The following is a 16,877-nucleotide window of genomic DNA, read 5'->3' as shown; positions in this document are numbered from 1 at the left end:
ATATAGCCCCACGGTAACTGTCAGGCCCCGTACGAGCGAAAACAATAATGAAAAACACGTATGACTATATTGTGGTGGGTGCCGGTTCGGCCGGTTGTGTGCTGGCCAACAGGTTGTCCGCCGACCCTGCGGTCAGTGTATTGCTGCTGGAAGCCGGAGGGCGCAATGACAGTCCGTTGGTGAACATGCCCAAGGGCATCGCCAAACTGGTCGGCAGTGCCGAGCATACCTGGCAATACAGTATTGCCCAGCGCCGTACCGAACACAGCGCTACTGCGGAAACCTGGATTCGTGGCAAGGGGCTGGGCGGCTCCTCGGCGATCAACGGCATGATCTGGTCCCGTGGGCAGCCGGAGGATTACCAGCAATGGGAAGATCTGGGCTGTCCCGCCTGGGGCTGGACGCAGATGCAGGCGACCTTTCAGGCGCTGGAGGCGCACCACGCGGATGATGAGCGGCCGGTGTCCATCACTCAGGGCGGCGACTATCGCTATCCACTGACCGAAGACCTGATCAGGGCCGGTGAGGAACTGGGGCTGCAGCGTACCGATGATCTCAATGCGCTGCCCAGTGCGCGGGTCGGCTACTACAGTCACAACATTCGTAACGGCCGGCGGGTCAGCAGTGCCCGGGCCTTCATTACGCCAGCGGCGGGGCGGCGCAACCTGCGGGTGCAGACCGGGGCCCTGGTGCAGCGGGTGGTATTCGACGGCAAGCGGGCGACGGCGGTGGAGGTCAGGCTGGCGGGCAAGGTGCAGCGTTTTACCTGTCGCCGGGAAATCATCCTGGCAGCCGGGGCGCTGGAAAGTCCCAAGCTGCTGCAACTGTCCGGCATCGGCCCGTCTGAGGTGCTGGCCCGCGCCGGTGTGGCGCAGATCCATGAAAGCGCGGTGGGGCGGCACATGCGTGAACACCTGTCGTTCGCCATGCCGTTCCGTATCAACAGCGCTGCGGGTAACCATCGGCACTTCTACGGCTTCGGCCTGTTCAAGAGCCTGCTGAGCTATCAGTTCCAGCGTCGGGGCGCCCTGGCAACCGGCCCGTTTGAGGTTGGCGCCTTTGTCCGGGTGGGTGAGCAGCCCGGACCGCCGAATCTGCAGCTGTATATGGGCGGCTATACCTTTGCCCTGAGTGATGACAACCATCCGGTGCCGTTGGCGCAGGTTGACCGTCAGCCGGGGCTGTCGATCTATGGTCAGCTGTTGCAGCTGACCAGTGAGGGGCATGTCAGCATCACCAGTGCGGACCCGGCGGCCCAGGCAGAGATAGTGCCGAACTGGCTGACCACCGAGCACGACTGCCGGATGGCGGTGGATACCGTCCGCTACATTCGCAACTACGCCGCCCAGTCGGCGCTGGCCCGGCACGGAGCCACCGAGCTGCTGCCGGGGGCTGAATGTCAGACCGACGAGCAGATTCTGGATGCCTTCCGCCGGCTGTCCACTTCCGGCCTGCATGGCACGGGCACCTGCCGCATGGGCCAGGACGATATGGCGGTGGTGGATGAAGAGTTACGGGTGAAGGGTGTCGAAGGGCTGCGGGTAGCAGACTGTTCGGTGATCCCGGTGCTGATCTCGGGTAATACCCATGCGCCGGCCATGGCGGTGGGCTGGCGAGCAGCGGACATGATACTCGCGCAGCCCTGAGCCTGCTCGCATACCAGGCAGGCGGAATGACCAGCAGACAGAGTTCCCGGCTGATGTGCCGGGACTGACAAGGGGAAGTATGACCATCGAATTCAACTATCTCATCGGCGGTAACTGGGTGGCTGGGGAGGCCGAACACTGGGTAGAGGATCGCTGCCCATCGGATCAGGAGCAGCTGTTGAGCCGGTTCCGGCAGTTGACGGCCGGTCAGGTCAGACAGGCCGTGGATGCCGCGGTCGAGGGGGCTACCCTCTGGCGTGCCACCTCGCCGGTGGCTCGGGGTGCGGTGCTGCTCAGGGCGGCCGGAATACTGCGCCGGCAGGCGGAGGAGATGACCCGGACCATTGCCCTGGAGAACGGCAAGACCTTCGCCGAGGCCAGCGTCGAAGTGGTCAAGAGCGCCGAGTTCCTCGAGTTCTATGCCGCTACCGCGCGCTTGCCCCAGGGCGGCATGATTGCCGACGGGCGCCCGGGAACACGGGCGATGGCACTGGTGGAGCCGGTGGGGCTGGTGGTGATGATCACCCCCTGGAATGATCCCATGCTGACCCCGGCGCGCAAGCTGGGCCCGGCGCTGATCAGCGGCAATGCGGTCATTCTCAAGCCGGCCCGGGAAACGCCACTGGCGGCCCTGCTGATCGTCCAGGCTCTGGTCGAGGCCGGTCTGCCGGATGGGGTGCTCAATCTGGTACTCAGCGAGCACGATGTGTTCGATCGGGAGGTGCTGGCCAGACCTGAAGTGGCTGCGGTGACCTTTACCGGCTCCACTGCCGTGGGGTTGGAGCTGGGTCGCAGGCTGGTCGGGCGCAATGTACGGCTGCAGACCGAAATGGGCGGCAAGAATGCCTCTGTGGTGCTGGCGGATGCCGACCTGGACATGGCGGCGAATACCATTGCTGCCGCCGCTTTTGGCCAGGCTGGCCAGCGCTGCACCGCCACCAGTCGGGTGCTGGTGCAGTCACAGGTACATGATGCACTGGTAGACAAGTTGCTGGCTGCCGTTGCCCAGCTGACCCCGGGGCCGAGCCTGACTGAAGGCGTTCGTCTGGGGCCGTTGGTCAGTCGCCGCCAACAGCAGGAGGTGCTGGGGCATATTGCTGGCGCCCGGGAGTCTGGTGCGACCATTCTGTGTGGCGGTGAGGCACCGGCTGACAATGCTCTGGAACGGGGCTGCTTTGTGCTGCCGACAGTCATTGCCGGGGTCACTGGGCAGATGCCGATCTGGCGCGAGGAAGTGTTCGGGCCGGTATTGGCAGTGATGTCGATCGATTCCTTCGACGAGGCGCTGCAGGCGGTCAACGACTCACCCTATGGGCTGTCGGCGGCGCTGTTCAGTAATGATCTGCGCTATGCCCAGCGTTTTATCGATGAAGTTGATACCGGTCAGGTGTCGGTCAACCTGCCGACCTCAGGCTGGGATGTACACCAGCCCTTCGGCGGCTTCAAGGAGTCCGGGTCGGCATTCAAGGAGCAGGGGCTGGAAGGACTGCGCTTCTACACCCGCAACAAGATGGCGGCGATTCGTTACGACTGGTAATGCAAGCGGGGGCAGGTCCTGAAGTCCGGAGCTGTTCCCTGTGGTGTGGGCGAGTGCTTGTCTCAGGCGGGTACGGTCACCGCCTGGATCTGCTGCCTGATCTGGGCGCTGAGGGAAACAGGGCGATGATTGTCTGGATCAACGAAGACATGCACGAAATAGCCGGCCGCCGCCGGCTTATGCTCGCCGGACTTGAACAGCCCCACCTCGTACCGCAGGCTGGAGTTGCCGACCCGGGCGATGCGTACTCCGGCCTCGATTGTTTCGGGGAAGGAGATGGGGGCGTAATAACGGCACTGGCTTTCCACGCACAGGCCGACCGCACGGAAGTTCGGGTTACGCAATATTTTCTTCTCCAGCAACATGCGGGTAACCGCAGTATCAATGAAGGAATAGTATTCGACATTGTTGACATGACCATAGGGGTCACCATCCATCCAGCGGGTGGGAATATCAACCCAATAGAAATATTGATCTCTTTGTTCATTATTGTTTTCGTGCATTGGAGTTGTCTCCTGATTGTTGTATCGGTTATTTATATTACTGCCATGTGAAGAATTAGTTTTTGCATCACTCTTGTCAATACTGGAGCCGGGTTTTCGAGTTTGATGGTCTGACAAATTAAAACTGGGAGAGATGGGAGTGGATGAGGTTGAATGCGTGGTAGTCGGAGCAGGTGTGGTCGGTCTGGCGGTTGCCCGGGCGCTGGCGCTGAGTGGTCGGGAAGTATTGATACTGGAAGGGGAAGACTGTTTCGGCAGTTGGACAAGTGCTCGTAACAGCGAGGTTATACATGCCGGTATATATTATCCACAGGGTTCGTTGAAGGCACATACCTGTGTCCGTGGACGTGATCTGCTGTACGACTATTGTCAGACTCACGGGATTGCCCATCACCGCTGCGGCAAGCTGATAGTGGCTACCGATGATACGCAGTTGCCAGCATTGCAACAGATTGCCGAGGCTGCCCGGCGCAACGGGGTGGATGATCTGCACCAGCTCAGTGCTGCACAGGCGGTCGAACTGGAGCCCCGGCTCAGCTGTGTCGGGGCGTTGCTGTCCCCATCCACCGGCATCATCGACTCTCATGCCTACATGCTGTCGCTGCTCGGCGAGGCCGAGGCCCACGGCGCCGTGCTGGCCTGTCGCAGTCGGGTGACCGGGTTGCGCTGGAGTGCTGAAGGCTGTGAGGTCTGCATCAATGATGAAGCGCAGCCGTTGCTGAGGACTCGGCTGCTGATCAACTCCGCCGGACTAGCGGCGCCGGCGCTGGCTGCATTGCTGGAGGTTTTGCCAGCGGAGCATGTGCCCCGGTCCTACTACGCCAAGGGCAGCTATTACACTCTGGCTGGGCGGGCGCCTTTCTCGCGTTTGATCTACCCGGTTCCCGAGCCTGGGGGCTTGGGGGTGCACCTGACCCTGGACCTGGCCGGGCAGGCCCGTTTCGGGCCTGATGTGGAATGGGTGGAGAAACCGGATTACCGGGTCGATCAGGCTCGTGCGGAGGGCTTCAATGAGGCCATCCGGCGCTACTGGCCGGAGCTGCGGTCTGATGCGCTCAGTCCGGGGTATGCAGGAGTACGGCCCAAGATATCCGGACCGGATCAACCGGCGGCGGACTTTCTCCTGTCCGGCCCGGCACAGCATGGGTGTGCTGGTGTCATCAATCTGTTCGGTATCGAGTCACCGGGGCTGACCTCCTCGCTGGCCATTGCCGAGCTGGTGGTCGAGATGGCTGATCAGGCGGAGCAGGGGGAGCGGGGATGAGGCATTACGGGGATTTCGACTACATCATCGTCGGTGCCGGCTCCGCCGGTTGCGTGCTGGCCAACCGGCTGAGTGCCTGCGGATGCTATCGGGTGCTGCTGCTGGAGGCCGGTGGCCGGGACAGCAATCCGTGGATTCACATTCCTCTGGGCTATGGCAAATTGTTCAAGGATCGTCGGGTCAACTGGCTGTATGAAACCACACCCCAGACACAGCTGTACAACCGACGTATTGCCCAGCCTCGGGGCCGGGTGCTGGGCGGCTCCAGCTCGATCAATGGTCTGGTTTATATCCGTGGCCAGCAGCAGGATTTTGATGACTGGCGCGATGCTGGCAATCCCGGCTGGGGCTGGGATGATGTGTTGCCCTACTTCCTCCGGGCCGAGGACCAGGTGCGCGGTGCTGATGCCTTCCATGGGGTTGGGGGCCCGCTGGCGGTATCCGATCAGAGCGAGCCCCATCCGTTGTGTGATGCCTTCATTGCTGCGGCCGAGCAGCATGGCCTGCCGCGCAACCCGGACTTCAACGGGGCGACTCAGGAGGGGGTGGGCTATTATCAGACCACCTCGCGCCGGGGGCTGCGCTGCAGTGCAGCCACTGCCTATCTGAAACCGGCCCGACATCGTTCCAATCTGACCCTGGTGACCCGAGCCCAGGTGACTCGGCTGCGTTTTGCCGGGCTGGTTGCCAGCGGGGTGGAGTGGCTGGGCAAGGATGGCCCCTGCTATGCCGGGGCCGGTTGCGAGGTGATCCTGGCAGGCGGGGCGATCAACACACCGCAGCTGTTGCAGCTGTCGGGGATTGGTCCGGCGGGGCTGCTGACCGGGCATGGCATCAGGCCGGTGCTGGATCTGCCCGGAGTGGGGGAAGGACTGCAGGATCACCTGCAGGTGCGCATTGTCAATCGTTGCAGCCGGCCCATCACCCTGAATGATGATATGCGCAGCCTGTGGCGGCAGTTGCGGCTGGGGTTGCGGTATGCACTATGGCGCAAGGGGCCGCTGACCGTCAGTGCCGGTTATGCCGGAGCCTTCTACCGGACAGCAGCAGAACTGGCGCATCCGGATGTGCAGGTGCACTTCATCAACTTCAGCACCACCAGGATGGGTGACCGGTTGCATGATTACCCGGGCTTCACCGCCTCGGTGTGCCAGCTGCGGCCGCAGAGCCGTGGGCAGGTGCGGATCAGCAGTGCCGACCCGTTCGGCGCGCCGATCATCGATCCCAACTATCTGGCGGAGGAGGTTGACCGGCAGGCCAGCGTGGCCGGACTCAAGATACTGCGCCAGCTTCTGCGACAGCCGGCCATGCGGCCGCTGGTCGACGGCGAGGTGGAACCCGGTCCGGATTGTCGCTCGGATGACGAACTGCTCGATTACTGTCGCCGCCAGGGTGTGTCCATCTACCATCCGACCTGCACTGCACGCATGGGCAATGATGCCATGGCGGTGGTGGATGAGCGCCTGCGAGTGCGCGGTGTGCAGAGGCTGCGGGTGGTAGACGGGTCGATCATGCCGGCGCTGGTGTCAGGTAATACCAATGCGGCGATCATCATGATCGGTGAGAAGGCGGCGGATATGATTTTGGTGGACCGGACAGACACCGGCGGCGGCACGCGTCCGCTGCAGCGGGACGTGTTGGCGCCAACATCGGCCTGATTTCAGGTTGCTTCTGTATCGGGTGGATAGTAAATTAAAAACGATCTTGTTGGTTTGTTTGTAGAATACTGCGATATGTATTTAGCCTTGATTCCATAACAACATGAAGGTGGGTTTATGCGCTTCAAATTGATGTCCCTGGCTATTGCCATCAGCTGCACGGCGGGCACCCATGTATCCGCTGCCGTATCCCCTGAAGAGGCTGGCCAGCTGGGTGATAGTTTGACCCTGTGGGGGGCCGTTCAGGCGGCCAACGAGGACGGAACCATCCCGGCCTACACTGGCGGCATAGGCGCTCCGGCCAGCTATGATCCCGCCAGGCCAGGCATACGTCCGGACCCCTATGCTGATGAGACGCCGGTGTTGGTGATCGATGCGAGTAACTATCTGGACCACAAGGAACGGCTGACCACTGCCTCTATCGCCATGTTCGAGAAGTATCCGGACTTCAGAATGGAGATTTACCCGTCGCACCGCACTGCGCGTTATCCCGAATTCTACCTGCAGAATGCGGTCCGCAATGCGACCAGCTGCGAGACCGGGGAGAACGGTCTGCGGCTGGTCAACTGCTATGCCGGTACGCCTTTCCCGATTCCCAGGGCGGGCATCGAGGCCATGTGGAACCAGTTCATGAAATACTCGGGTGCCGCTTACAAGATCGAGGATGTCCGGTCCACTGTGGTAGACCGGCGCGGCACCATCATGAATACCATGTTCCAGGGTCAATGGAACCAATATCCGATCTGGGCCAACCCGCCGGAAGGGGTGCTGAAGGGGGATGAGGTCCATGAGATGATCTATAACGACTACACTGGCCCGGCGCGTAAAAGCGGGGAAAAGCTGGTCCTGCACGATTCCCTGGACATGGCCAGCAACCCTCGCCGTGCCTGGTCCTATCTACCGGGGCAGCGCCGGGTAAAACTGGCTCCGGATGTGGCTCACGATACCCCCTCATCGACTGCAGCGGGGATCGGTACGGTGGATGACTCGATGGTGTTCTATGGCTCATTCGAGCGTTTTGATTGGGAGCTGGTTGGCAAGCAGGAAGTGTATCTTCCCTACAACATGTTCAAACTCTACGACAAAGACCATGCCTGCAATCAGGACCAGGTGGTGCTGACCAAGAGCTTCATGAATCCCGAGTGTGTGCGGTGGGAACTGCACCGGGCGTGGGTAGTCCAGGCGACCTTGAAAGAGGGCAGCCGGCATATCTACCCCAAGCGTACTTTCTATTGGGATGAAGACCTTCTCGGGGTGGGCATGAGCGTCAATTATGATAGCTCCGGTGCGGCCTATCGGGTGGTGCAGTCCGAGTCGATTCCCAAGTACGAGAAATATGGTCATAACAGCGGTGCCTTCGTGACTCATGACCTGGCCAGTGGCGCCTATGCCCGTCAGGCCTACAGCAATGGTGATAGCGGTGTGGTGGATATCGAGCCGCTGCCCAGCCGTTTCTTCTCGCCCCAATCTCTCAGTGGCGGTGGAGTGCGCTGATCCTCCTCTTTGTTGACATGAACCTCTGGGGCTGAGCACCCGGAGGCTTCTATCGGAACGAAGAAGGTTGTTCCACCTGAGGTATCCTCTAATGAAAAGACCGCATCAGGCGTGCTGCCTGATGCGGTCTTGTATGCCTGTCTTGTTGGTAGTCAGGCGCTTTGGCGCGTGAGTTTGGTCAGGCCGGCCTTGTGGATCGGCTCACCAAAGTCGATACGGGTAAAGCGGTTCTGCAGCTTGGTTTCCTCGTCACCGACGTTATTGGTGACCGGTGAGCTGCCCTTGATCTCGGGGCGTTCTACCCGCACCACATCGTCGCCGACAAAACGCATGGACAAGCTGCGACGGGTCGAGCCAGGAGCTGTGCCGCCGCCACCATGCAGGGTGCTGGTATGGAAGATCAGCACGTCTCCCCGTTTTACCGGGCAGGTGACAATGTCCCATTTCTCCCGTTCTGCCTCGATGTTGGGCAGGCGCGGCATATCCTTTTCATCATAGAGGGGCAGGGTGTCATCCTCAGCGGCGAAGAAGGAACCGTTGAACAGGGTCTGGCGATGTGAGCCACGGATGACTTCCAGGGCGTGGGCCTCGTCGACATCGTGCATGGGGATCCAGAACACCGCGATCTTGCTGCCGTCGATCGGCAGATAGGGGGTGTCCTGATGCCAGGGCGTACGACGCACCGGGCGGTTGTCACCCTCCTTGTAGAACAGCTGGTCGACGAAGTACCAGACGTCGTCGGAGCCGAACAGGCCGGCGGCGATATCCACGATCGGGGTCTCCCGGAACATGGCCTGGAAGGTCGGCTTCTGGCTGGAGTCTTCCTCACACTGCATGAAACGGCCGCCACCCTGGGGGTAGAGGTCCTGGGCCAGCGGGCCGGGGTTCTCAAAATTGTAGTTGTAGGCCTGTTCGATGACCTGCATGGCCTTCTCGTCGAAGGCGTTGCGAATGATCACGGCACCATCACGCATGAAGCGCTCGTGGAGCGAATCGACCTGGTCCAGAGTGGCTTCGATTTCAGCTACGTTTCCCATTTGAATCATCCTCACCAATCTGTCTGTCAATCTTTCTTGTGCACTGCAGTCACGGAGTCGGGCATCGGCAGCTTGGGCGCTTCGTAGAAATGCGCGATTTTCCAGGTACCATTCACCCTGCGCAGCTTGAGGTCGTAGTAGACGTACACGTGCACGTCAATGCCGCTGACGGAGCGGCCCAGACCGCCGATATAGGCGTAGACGCTGGCATTGTCCCCGGCGAGTTCCTTGACCTGGAAGTTTGAAAGGACATGCATGTGATGGGACATGTCCTGAAAGACACCTTCGTAGAACTTGCGGATCTGCGCATGACCTTCATAGCGCGGCAGCTGCAGGCCGGTGAGGTCCAGAACCGCGTCTTCGGTGAAGTTTTCCATCATGAAGTCGAGGTCGGAGAGCTTGTCCACTGCTTCACAGTAGCGTAGTACCGCCTCTTCCAGAGCGGTCTTTTCAAGCAGGTACTCGATGGTCATTGTCATTGTGATTATTCCTGTTCTTGTTTTAGATGGTGCCCAGGGTTGTGGTGAGCTGGATCCGGGTGTTGCCACTGGTAATCCAGACCGCCCCTCCGGTTGGGGTTATCGCGGGCAGGCGGAGCAGCTGCGACTAATGTAAACAGTACAGAATGTTTTTTATTTGTGCAAGCAGGGTCGGACCGCTCGTTGCAAGTGTTTTCCCGGCGGTGGGAAGGGGCTGGCGGAGTGAATGCTGGTGTGTAGATCAAACCGGTATTGCAGGCTTGCATAGGTAAAAAAGTCGTAGTACCTTGTTAAAAAAACGTACCTGTCGGTTTTTAATAACGGGTCGCAAAAATAAAACCAATAAGGAATAGGCCAATGAGCTCTGAGCTGCTATTCACTCCTTGCGCAGGTGTGCCGGGACACTCTACCCAGGCCGGTGCTCTGCCCTTGCGCGTCGCCACCTTCTCCCTCCGGCATCTGCTGTACAGCTGGCTGCGCTACGGTCTGGCGCTGATGCTGTTCCTGCTGAGTCTGGCCAGCTTTGCCTTCCAGAACCCGACCGAGGTTCCTTCCATGCACAGTGACAAGGCGGCTAGCAGTCCGCTGACCGCGGTGGCCAAGGCCGGTGATCGCATGGTGGCGGTGGGTCAGCGTGGCCATATTCTCTGGTCCGATGATGCTGGATTGAGTTGGACCCAGGCCAGTGTGCCAGTCAGCAATGACTTGGTGGCGGTGTCCTTTGCCTCCGCCAGCCATGGCTGGGCGGTCGGCCATGGCGGGGTGGTGCTCAACAGCGAGGATGCCGGTCAGAGCTGGACGTTGCAGCTCAATGGTGAGCAGACCACCGATCTGATCAGGAACTACTACCAGAGCCGCATCGGTGATGAGGAGTTCGCGGACGCGGAGATGCTGCTGGAGCGGGAAAACGTGCTGGTCAGCTTCGGTGGTACCCAGCCGCTGATGGACGTGTATTTCGAGGATGAGCTCAACGGCTATGTTGTCGGCATCTTCAACCGCCTGCTCAGAACCCGTGATGGTGGTCAATCCTGGGAACCATGGGCGCACCGGGTGGATAACCCCCATGAATTGCACTTCTACTCCATCAATGTGGGCGCCGATGGTCTGTACATCACTGGTGAGCAGGGCATGGTCTGGCGTCTCGATGAGGAGCGGCAGTTCTTCGACAGTGTCGCCACGCCCTATACCGGTACCCTGTTCGGCTCGGCGGTGGGTAGCGACCGTGTGGTGGTATTCGGCATGCGTGGCAATGCCTATCTCAGTACCGATCAGGGGCAGAACTGGCAACATCTGGAGATCGATTCGGCAGCGGGCATCACCGATGGTGTGATTGTCGGCAATGACGCCATCGTACTGGTCAACCTGGCCGGGGAGCTGCTGGTCAGCACCGACCGCGGAGTCTCCTTCGAGTCGCAGCCGGTAGCTCGGGTCATGCCGTTCTACGGTCTGGCCCAGATCTCCAGCACCCAGCTGGCGCTGGTCGGTGCCGAGGGCGCTCAGCAGCTGGCTGTGGCCACCCCGGATGCGGTCAGCCGTGAATCCCGAGTATCCCTGTTCTCCGTGGACAGTGTTGTGACAAACAGCGTGGAGCATCGTAATGCCAAACAATAACAACAACATCCAGCAAGGGACCCGGTTGGAGGATTTCGATCCCCGTACCGGTGGACTGATCGAACGGCTGGTGTTCAATCACCGTGTTGCCATCATGCTGTTCTGTCTGATTCTGACGGTGTTCTTCGGTTATCAGCTGAAGGATCTGAAGGTCAGTGCCAGCTATGAAAAGACCCTGCCGCAAAGCCATGAGTATATTCAGAACTATCTGGAAAACCGCGATGAGCTGCGTGGCTTCGGTGACTCGATCCGGGTGGTGATCGAGGCTCGTGAAGGCAATATCTTCAATGCCAGCTATCTGGATACGCTGGCGCGGATCAACGATGAAATCTTCATCCTGCCGGGGGTGGACAGACCCTGGATGAAGTCGATCTTCACCCCGGTGGTGCGCTGGACCGAGGTCACCGAGGAAGGCTTCACCGGTGGTCCGGTGCTGCCCAACAACTATGATGGCAGCGCCCAGAGCATCCGTGATCTGCGGATCAATATCGGCCGGGCGGATGTAGTTGGCAGCCTGGTGGCCAACGACTATCGCTCGAGCATGATAGTGGTGCCGCTGATGGCGCAGGATGCGGATGGCAACCCGATCAACTACAAGCAGCTGGCCGATGCCATCGAGGATATCCGTCAGAAGTACATCAGCAGCGATGAGCACGACGTCAACATCTACGTCATCGGTTTCGCCAAACTGACCGGTGATCTGATTGACGGACTCAACCAGGTCATGCTGTTCTTCCTCGCTGCGGCGATCATCGCTGTGGCCATTATCTACAGCTATACCCGCTGCATGCGTAGTTCGCTGCTGGTGCTGAGCTGCTCGATCGTGGCGGTGGTCTGGCAACTGGGTGCGGTGACCCTGCTGGGTTACGACCTGGACCCCTTCTCCATGCTGGTGCCCTTCCTGGTGGTGGCCATTGGTGTGAGTCATGGTGCCCAGAAGATGAACGGCATCATGCAGGACATCGGTCGTGGTACCCATAAGGTGGTGGCAGCGCGCTTCACCTTCCGTCGCCTGTTCCTGCCCGGCCTGACAGCGCTGCTGGCTGACGTGGTGGGTTTTGCGGTGCTGATGATCATCGACATTCCGGTGATCCGGGATCTGGCGCTGACCGCCAGTATCGGGGTGGGCGTACTTATCTTCACCAACCTGATCCTGGTACCGGTGCTGCTGTCCTATATCGGCGTCAGCCCGAAGGCGGCCCAGCGCAGCCTGAGGGTCGATCAGCGCCGGCCGGGTGTGATCTGGCGCTTCCTGGCGCTGTTTACCCGGCGCAGTTGGGCGGTGGCCTCCATTCTGGTTGCTGCGGTGCTGCTGGCCTGGGGTATCCACATGTCGACCAAGCTGCAGATCGGTGACCTGGATGCCGGGGCACCCGAGCTGCGACCGGACTCACGTTACAACATGGATAATGCCTACATCACCTCACATTACGGGATTTCCAGTGACGTGTTCGCGGTCATGGTGCGGACGCCTGATGATGGTTGCCGTAGCTTTGCCACTCTGACGGAAATGGACCGCTTGTCCTGGCATCTGGCCCAGGTGCCGGGGGTGCAGCGTACCGGCTCGCTGGCCGATACCGTGCGCAGCTACACCGCCGGCATGTTCGAAGGCAACCCCAAATGGGCCACCGTCAGTGACTCCCAGGGGCTGATCGATGCACAGATCGGCAACGCGGTGTCCTGGAACTCCGAGTTCCTCAATACCCGCTGCAACATGATGCCGGTACTGGCTTACCTGGCCGATCACAAGGCCGACACCCTGGACCGGGTGGTTCAGGCTGCCAGCGAGTTTGCCGAGCAGAACAGCACAGAGGATTACCAGTTCCTCTTGGCCGCCGGTAACGCCGGTGTGGATGCGGCGACCAATATCGTGGTCAAGGAGGCCAACCGCAAGATGCTGTTCTATGTCTATGCGGCGGTGGCCCTGCTGTGCCTGATCACCTTCCGCAGCTGGCGTGCAGTGATAGTCGCGCTGGTGCCGCTGATCCTGACTTCCATGCTGGCCGAGGCGCTGATGGTCTACCTGGGGATTGGGGTCAAGGTAGCCACCCTGCCGGTGGTGGCACTGGGTGTAGGGATCGGTGTGGACTATGCCATCTATCTGCTGAGTACCCAGTTGGCTTTCCAGCGGGTCGGTTACTCGGTGGCGGATGCCTACCGCAAGGCGCTGGCAACCACTGGCAAGGTGGTGGCGCTGGTCGGTGTGACCCTGGCAGCGGGCGTGGTCACCTGGGCCTGGTCGCCGATCAAGTTCCAGGCCGACATGGGTATCCTGCTGACCTTCATGTTCCTGCTGAACATGATCAGCGCGCTGATTCTGGTGCCGGCTCTGTCCCACTTCCTGCTGGGCAGCGCAACGGTCAACCCTCAGGGTATGACGGAAGGGGAACGCAAGAATCTGGCGCTGGCTGGCGGTGCCGTATAACCACTGAGCTGAAATGACAGGTCCCGCCTGTTGATCGGGCGGGACATGGGGAATATGAGGCAAGAGTGCAATGACTGCAGAAGATAAACAAACAGGCAGAATTGATTGTGTGCTGATTGCCTCGGGCAAGTATCACGACATCGACTTCGCCCGGCTGGAGCTGCTCAAGCTGCTGGCGGAAAACCAGCGGTTCCGGGTCCGGGTGTTCGAGGACTACGCGAACCTGGAGGCCATTACCAGAGCCGACTTTCTGGTGACCTATACCTGCGAGGTGGTTCCCAGCCTGGAGCAGCAGCAGGCACTGCGTAGCTGGCTGGAGCAGGGTGGACGCTGGTATGCGCTGCACGGCACCAACTCGATTCTGCGCTTTCTGGAGAATGGTCTGGTGGATACGCCTGACTGGGCCAGCCACTTCATGGAAACACTGGGCACGCAGTTTGCCTCTCACCCGCCGATCGGACCTTTCACCGTACGGGTGGCCAAGCCAGAAGATCCGCTGGTGCAGGGCATCGAGGATTTCGAGGTGGTGGATGAGCAGTACCTGGTGGACCAGTGCGCCGAGATCGATGTACTGCTGGATCTGGAGTTCGAAGGGGAAACACCGGGCTTCGTGCGTGACCAGTGGCTGCGTGAGCGTCATCCGGTGCTGTATCGCCGTGAGCTGGGCAAGGGCGCAGTGCTGTATCTGACCTTGGGCCACTGCCGGGGACATTATGACCTGCAGCCGCTGATGGATTACTGGCCCAGCGTGGATCGCTGCGCCTGGGATTCCCCGGTGTTCTACGAACTGCTGCGCCGCGGTCTGGCCTGGGCCGGCGAGCCGGCGCTGCAACGCAACAACTGATTCATAACAACACAATGTATGCAGGAGATGGTCATGGAACTGGGTCTACGTGGTAAGAAAGTCATCATCAATGGCGGCAGTCGTGGTCTGGGGCGTGCAGCACTGGAACTGTATGCTGCCGAAGGTTGTGATATTGCCTTCTTCTCCCGGGATGCCGCGCGGGTGGCGGAAACGGTCAAGGTGCTGGAAGCCCATGGCGGCAAGGTGTTCGGTGATGCCTTCGACATGAACGACACCGAAGCCTACAAGCAGTGGCTGGTATCGGCCGCCGAGCGTTTGGGCGGCTGCGATATCTTCATCCATAACGCCAGTTCCTCAGGCGCCCAGGGCACCACTGACTGGGAAATGACCTTCCGCCTGGACATGCTTGGTGCGGTCATCGGCTGCGAAACCCTGGAAGAGCATCTGGGAGCCAGCGGTGAGGGTTCGGTCATCCTGATGTCCAGCACCGCAGCCATCGAGACTTTCATCATTCCCCAGGCGTTCAATGCCATCAAGGCGGCGATGATCACCTACGGCAAACAGCTGTCCCAGGCTTGGGGGCCGAAGAAGATCCGCGTCAACATGGTCTCCCCCGGTCCGATCGAGTATCCGGGCGGCAACTGGTCGGCGATCAAGGAAGCGATGCCGGAATTCTACGAGCAGACCCTCGGTCAGATGGCGCTGGGCCGTTTCGGCGAGCCCAACGACGTCGCCCGTACAGTGGTATTCCTGTCCAGCCCGGCGGCCTCCTACATCACCGGTACCAACGTGGTGATCGACGGCGGTTATACCAAGCGCGTGCAGTTCTGATATCCACAGGGGCAGGGGGAATGCCATGAAGCTGTATCACTCGATCGGACCCAATCCGCGTCTGGTGGCTTTGTTTGCAGCGGCCAAGGGATTGCCCCTGCCTCTGCAGGAGATCGACATCATGGCGGGCGTCAACCGCCTGCCGGACTATCTGGCCATCAACCCGACCGGCACCACGCCGGTGCTGGAACTGGAGGATGGCACCCGGGTAGCTGAAACCACGGCTATCTGCGAATACCTGGAAGAACTCAACCCGGCGCCGGCGCTGATCGGCAGCACTGCCGAGGAGCGGGCGCAGACGCGCATGTGGTGGCGGCGGGTTGACCAGATGATAGTGCAGCCCATGACCATGGGCTTTCGTGGGGCAGAAGGACTGGAACTGTTTCGTGACCGGGTGACCTGTTACCCGGAGGTCGCCGAGCGCTGCAAGCAGGCAACCCGTGACGGCTGGGCCTGGCTGGAACGGCATATGCCCGCAGGTGGTTACCTGTGTGGTGCGCGGATGACGGTGGTGGATCTGATGCTGCTGTGTTTTGCCGACTTCGGTGAGGCGGTCGGCCAGCCGTTGCCTGCAGAATGCACGAGGCTGCAGCAGTGGTGCGCCGAGATGCGTACCCGCGCAGCTCAGCTCGAAGGGCAGTGAGTCGAGGGCCATATGGGCGAATGGAACAATCGCCGGCAGATCCTGCGTATTGCCTGAAACCAATCAACAGTCAAGGGGATCACCCATGGACTTTTCCCTGTGGCCGGCGTGTGTCAGGCAACATGGCTTCGAGGATCAATTGCGGGCAGCGCAGGCGGGCGGCTTCAACTGCCTGCCGATCGGCCTGCTCACCTATCGGCAGTTGGAGGCGCAGGGCATGGGGGCAGCGGACATACGAGCGCTGGCCGGTGACTACGGCATTCGGCTGAGCCACTACGATGGCTTTGCCGGCTGGCTGCCCGAGCCCTTTGCCGCCGAGTTACCCGAGGCTGCCAGGCAGGTACTGGGAGCGTCAGCAGCAGAGTGTCTGGAGATCTGTCAGGCTCTGGGGTTGAGCGCCATATGTGCGACCGGCGTATTCGACCGGGAGCGGTACGATACGGAGCAACTGGCGACACGCTGGGCAGACTTCAGCAGGCGGGCCGGACAGCTGGGTATCCGTGCCGAGCTGGAGTTCATCCCCATGTTCTCCATTCCGTCGCTGACCATGGCCTGGGATATTGTCCGCGGCTCGCTGGCCGATGGGGCCAGTGTGTTTTTCGACACCTGGCACTTTCTGCGCGGGGAGCCGGATCTGGACCTGCTGCGACAGTTGCCGGCGGGCAGTATCCGCACAGTGCAGGTGGCCGACGGGCATGCCAGGCTGCACGGCGCCAATCTGTTTGAAGACTGCCTGCAACACCGCCTGATACCCGGTCAGGGTGAGCTGCCGCTCGTCGAGATCCTGACGATCCTGCAGGCCAAGGGGGGAGTGGAGAATATCGGCCCGGAAATCTTCTCCTCGCGGCTGGACACCCTGTCGGCCATCGAGGCCGCAGACATCTGCGCCAGCGAGACCCGGCGCGTGCTGGATCAGAGCGGCTGGCGGCTGGCCGGCTGATCCG

Annotated in this window: 14 protein-coding genes; 11 read left to right on the top strand and 3 right to left on the bottom strand. The window is 60.8% G+C overall.

Annotated features, from left to right (window positions below; genetic code table 11):
* The first annotated feature begins 47 nt into the window (after nucleotides 1-47).
* Both H6X51_RS08365 and H6X51_RS08360 read left to right on the top strand, forming a co-directional pair.
* A complete protein-coding gene (locus H6X51_RS08365) occupies nucleotides 48-1,646 on the top strand; it encodes a GMC family oxidoreductase (protein WP_185267089.1) in 1,599 nt (532 codons plus the stop codon).
* A 79-nt stretch (nucleotides 1,647-1,725) separates the two neighbouring features.
* The gene (locus H6X51_RS08360) at nucleotides 1,726-3,183 is read left to right on the top strand and encodes an aldehyde dehydrogenase family protein (protein ID WP_185267088.1); all 1,458 of its coding nucleotides are present in this window, start codon (nucleotides 1,726-1,728) and stop codon (nucleotides 3,181-3,183) included.
* Between the two features lie 62 nt (nucleotides 3,184-3,245).
* Here H6X51_RS08360 and H6X51_RS08355 read toward each other — a convergent pair whose 3' ends face one another.
* A complete protein-coding gene (locus H6X51_RS08355) occupies nucleotides 3,246-3,686 on the bottom strand; it encodes an acyl-CoA thioesterase (RefSeq protein WP_185267087.1) in 441 nt (146 codons plus the stop codon).
* A gap of 139 nt (nucleotides 3,687-3,825) precedes the next feature.
* On the opposite strand from H6X51_RS08355, the gene H6X51_RS08350 reads away from it, so the two are divergent.
* From H6X51_RS08350 to H6X51_RS08340, 3 genes are all read left to right on the top strand, one after another.
* Complete coding sequence (locus H6X51_RS08350; protein ID WP_185267086.1) at nucleotides 3,826-4,950, top strand: NAD(P)/FAD-dependent oxidoreductase; 1,125 nt, start codon at nucleotides 3,826-3,828, stop codon at nucleotides 4,948-4,950.
* Nucleotides 4,947-6,608, top strand: coding sequence for a GMC family oxidoreductase (locus tag H6X51_RS08345; RefSeq protein ID WP_185267085.1), 1,662 nt, complete (start codon nucleotides 4,947-4,949; stop codon nucleotides 6,606-6,608). Before H6X51_RS08350 ends, H6X51_RS08345 begins: the two co-directional genes overlap by 4 nt.
* A 117-nt stretch (nucleotides 6,609-6,725) precedes the next feature.
* Nucleotides 6,726-8,102 (top strand): DUF1329 domain-containing protein, encoded by a 1,377-nt coding sequence (locus H6X51_RS08340; protein ID WP_185267084.1) that lies wholly within the window; start codon nucleotides 6,726-6,728, stop codon nucleotides 8,100-8,102.
* Nucleotides 8,103-8,254: 152 nt separating this feature from the next.
* Here H6X51_RS08340 and H6X51_RS08335 read toward each other — a convergent pair whose 3' ends face one another.
* Complete coding sequence (locus H6X51_RS08335; protein ID WP_185267083.1) at nucleotides 8,255-9,139, bottom strand: phytanoyl-CoA dioxygenase family protein; 885 nt, start codon at nucleotides 9,137-9,139, stop codon at nucleotides 8,255-8,257.
* Nucleotides 9,140-9,165: 26 nt separating this feature from the next.
* Nucleotides 9,166-9,618, bottom strand: coding sequence for a nuclear transport factor 2 family protein (locus tag H6X51_RS08330; RefSeq protein ID WP_185267082.1), 453 nt, complete (start codon nucleotides 9,616-9,618; stop codon nucleotides 9,166-9,168).
* 357 nt (nucleotides 9,619-9,975) lie between these two features.
* Here H6X51_RS08330 and H6X51_RS08325 point away from each other — a divergent pair, with 357 nt between their 5' ends.
* The 6 genes from H6X51_RS08325 to H6X51_RS08300 all read left to right on the top strand — a co-directional run bounded on the left by H6X51_RS08325 (nucleotide 9,976) and on the right by H6X51_RS08300 (nucleotide 16,873).
* Nucleotides 9,976-11,229 (top strand): WD40/YVTN/BNR-like repeat-containing protein, encoded by a 1,254-nt coding sequence (locus H6X51_RS08325; protein ID WP_221627280.1) that lies wholly within the window; start codon nucleotides 9,976-9,978, stop codon nucleotides 11,227-11,229.
* Nucleotides 11,216-13,654 (top strand): efflux RND transporter permease subunit, encoded by a 2,439-nt coding sequence (locus H6X51_RS08320; protein ID WP_185267081.1) that lies wholly within the window; start codon nucleotides 11,216-11,218, stop codon nucleotides 13,652-13,654. The genes H6X51_RS08325 and H6X51_RS08320 overlap by 14 nt, the downstream gene beginning before the upstream one ends.
* Before the next feature lie 109 nt (nucleotides 13,655-13,763).
* Nucleotides 13,764-14,498 (top strand): ThuA domain-containing protein, encoded by a 735-nt coding sequence (locus H6X51_RS08315; RefSeq protein WP_221627279.1) that lies wholly within the window; start codon nucleotides 13,764-13,766, stop codon nucleotides 14,496-14,498.
* A gap of 33 nt (nucleotides 14,499-14,531) precedes the next feature.
* Nucleotides 14,532-15,290 (top strand): SDR family NAD(P)-dependent oxidoreductase, encoded by a 759-nt coding sequence (locus H6X51_RS08310; protein ID WP_185267079.1) that lies wholly within the window; start codon nucleotides 14,532-14,534, stop codon nucleotides 15,288-15,290.
* 25 nt (nucleotides 15,291-15,315) lie between these two features.
* Entirely contained in the window at nucleotides 15,316-15,933 is a 618-nt protein-coding gene (locus H6X51_RS08305) for a glutathione S-transferase family protein (protein ID WP_185267078.1), read from the top strand.
* 85 nt (nucleotides 15,934-16,018) lie between these two features.
* Nucleotides 16,019-16,873: a sugar phosphate isomerase/epimerase family protein gene (locus H6X51_RS08300; RefSeq protein WP_185267077.1), complete on the top strand. Its 855-nt coding sequence runs from the start codon at nucleotides 16,019-16,021 to the stop codon at nucleotides 16,871-16,873.
* The last annotated feature ends 4 nt before the right edge of the window (nucleotides 16,874-16,877 follow it).

The organism is Halopseudomonas xiamenensis (assembly GCF_014219065.1).
Taxonomy (GTDB): domain Bacteria; phylum Pseudomonadota; class Gammaproteobacteria; order Pseudomonadales; family Pseudomonadaceae; genus Halopseudomonas; species Halopseudomonas xiamenensis.
The sequence above is the reverse complement of the archived record's forward strand: the minus strand, read 5'-3'. Positions and strand labels throughout refer to the sequence as shown.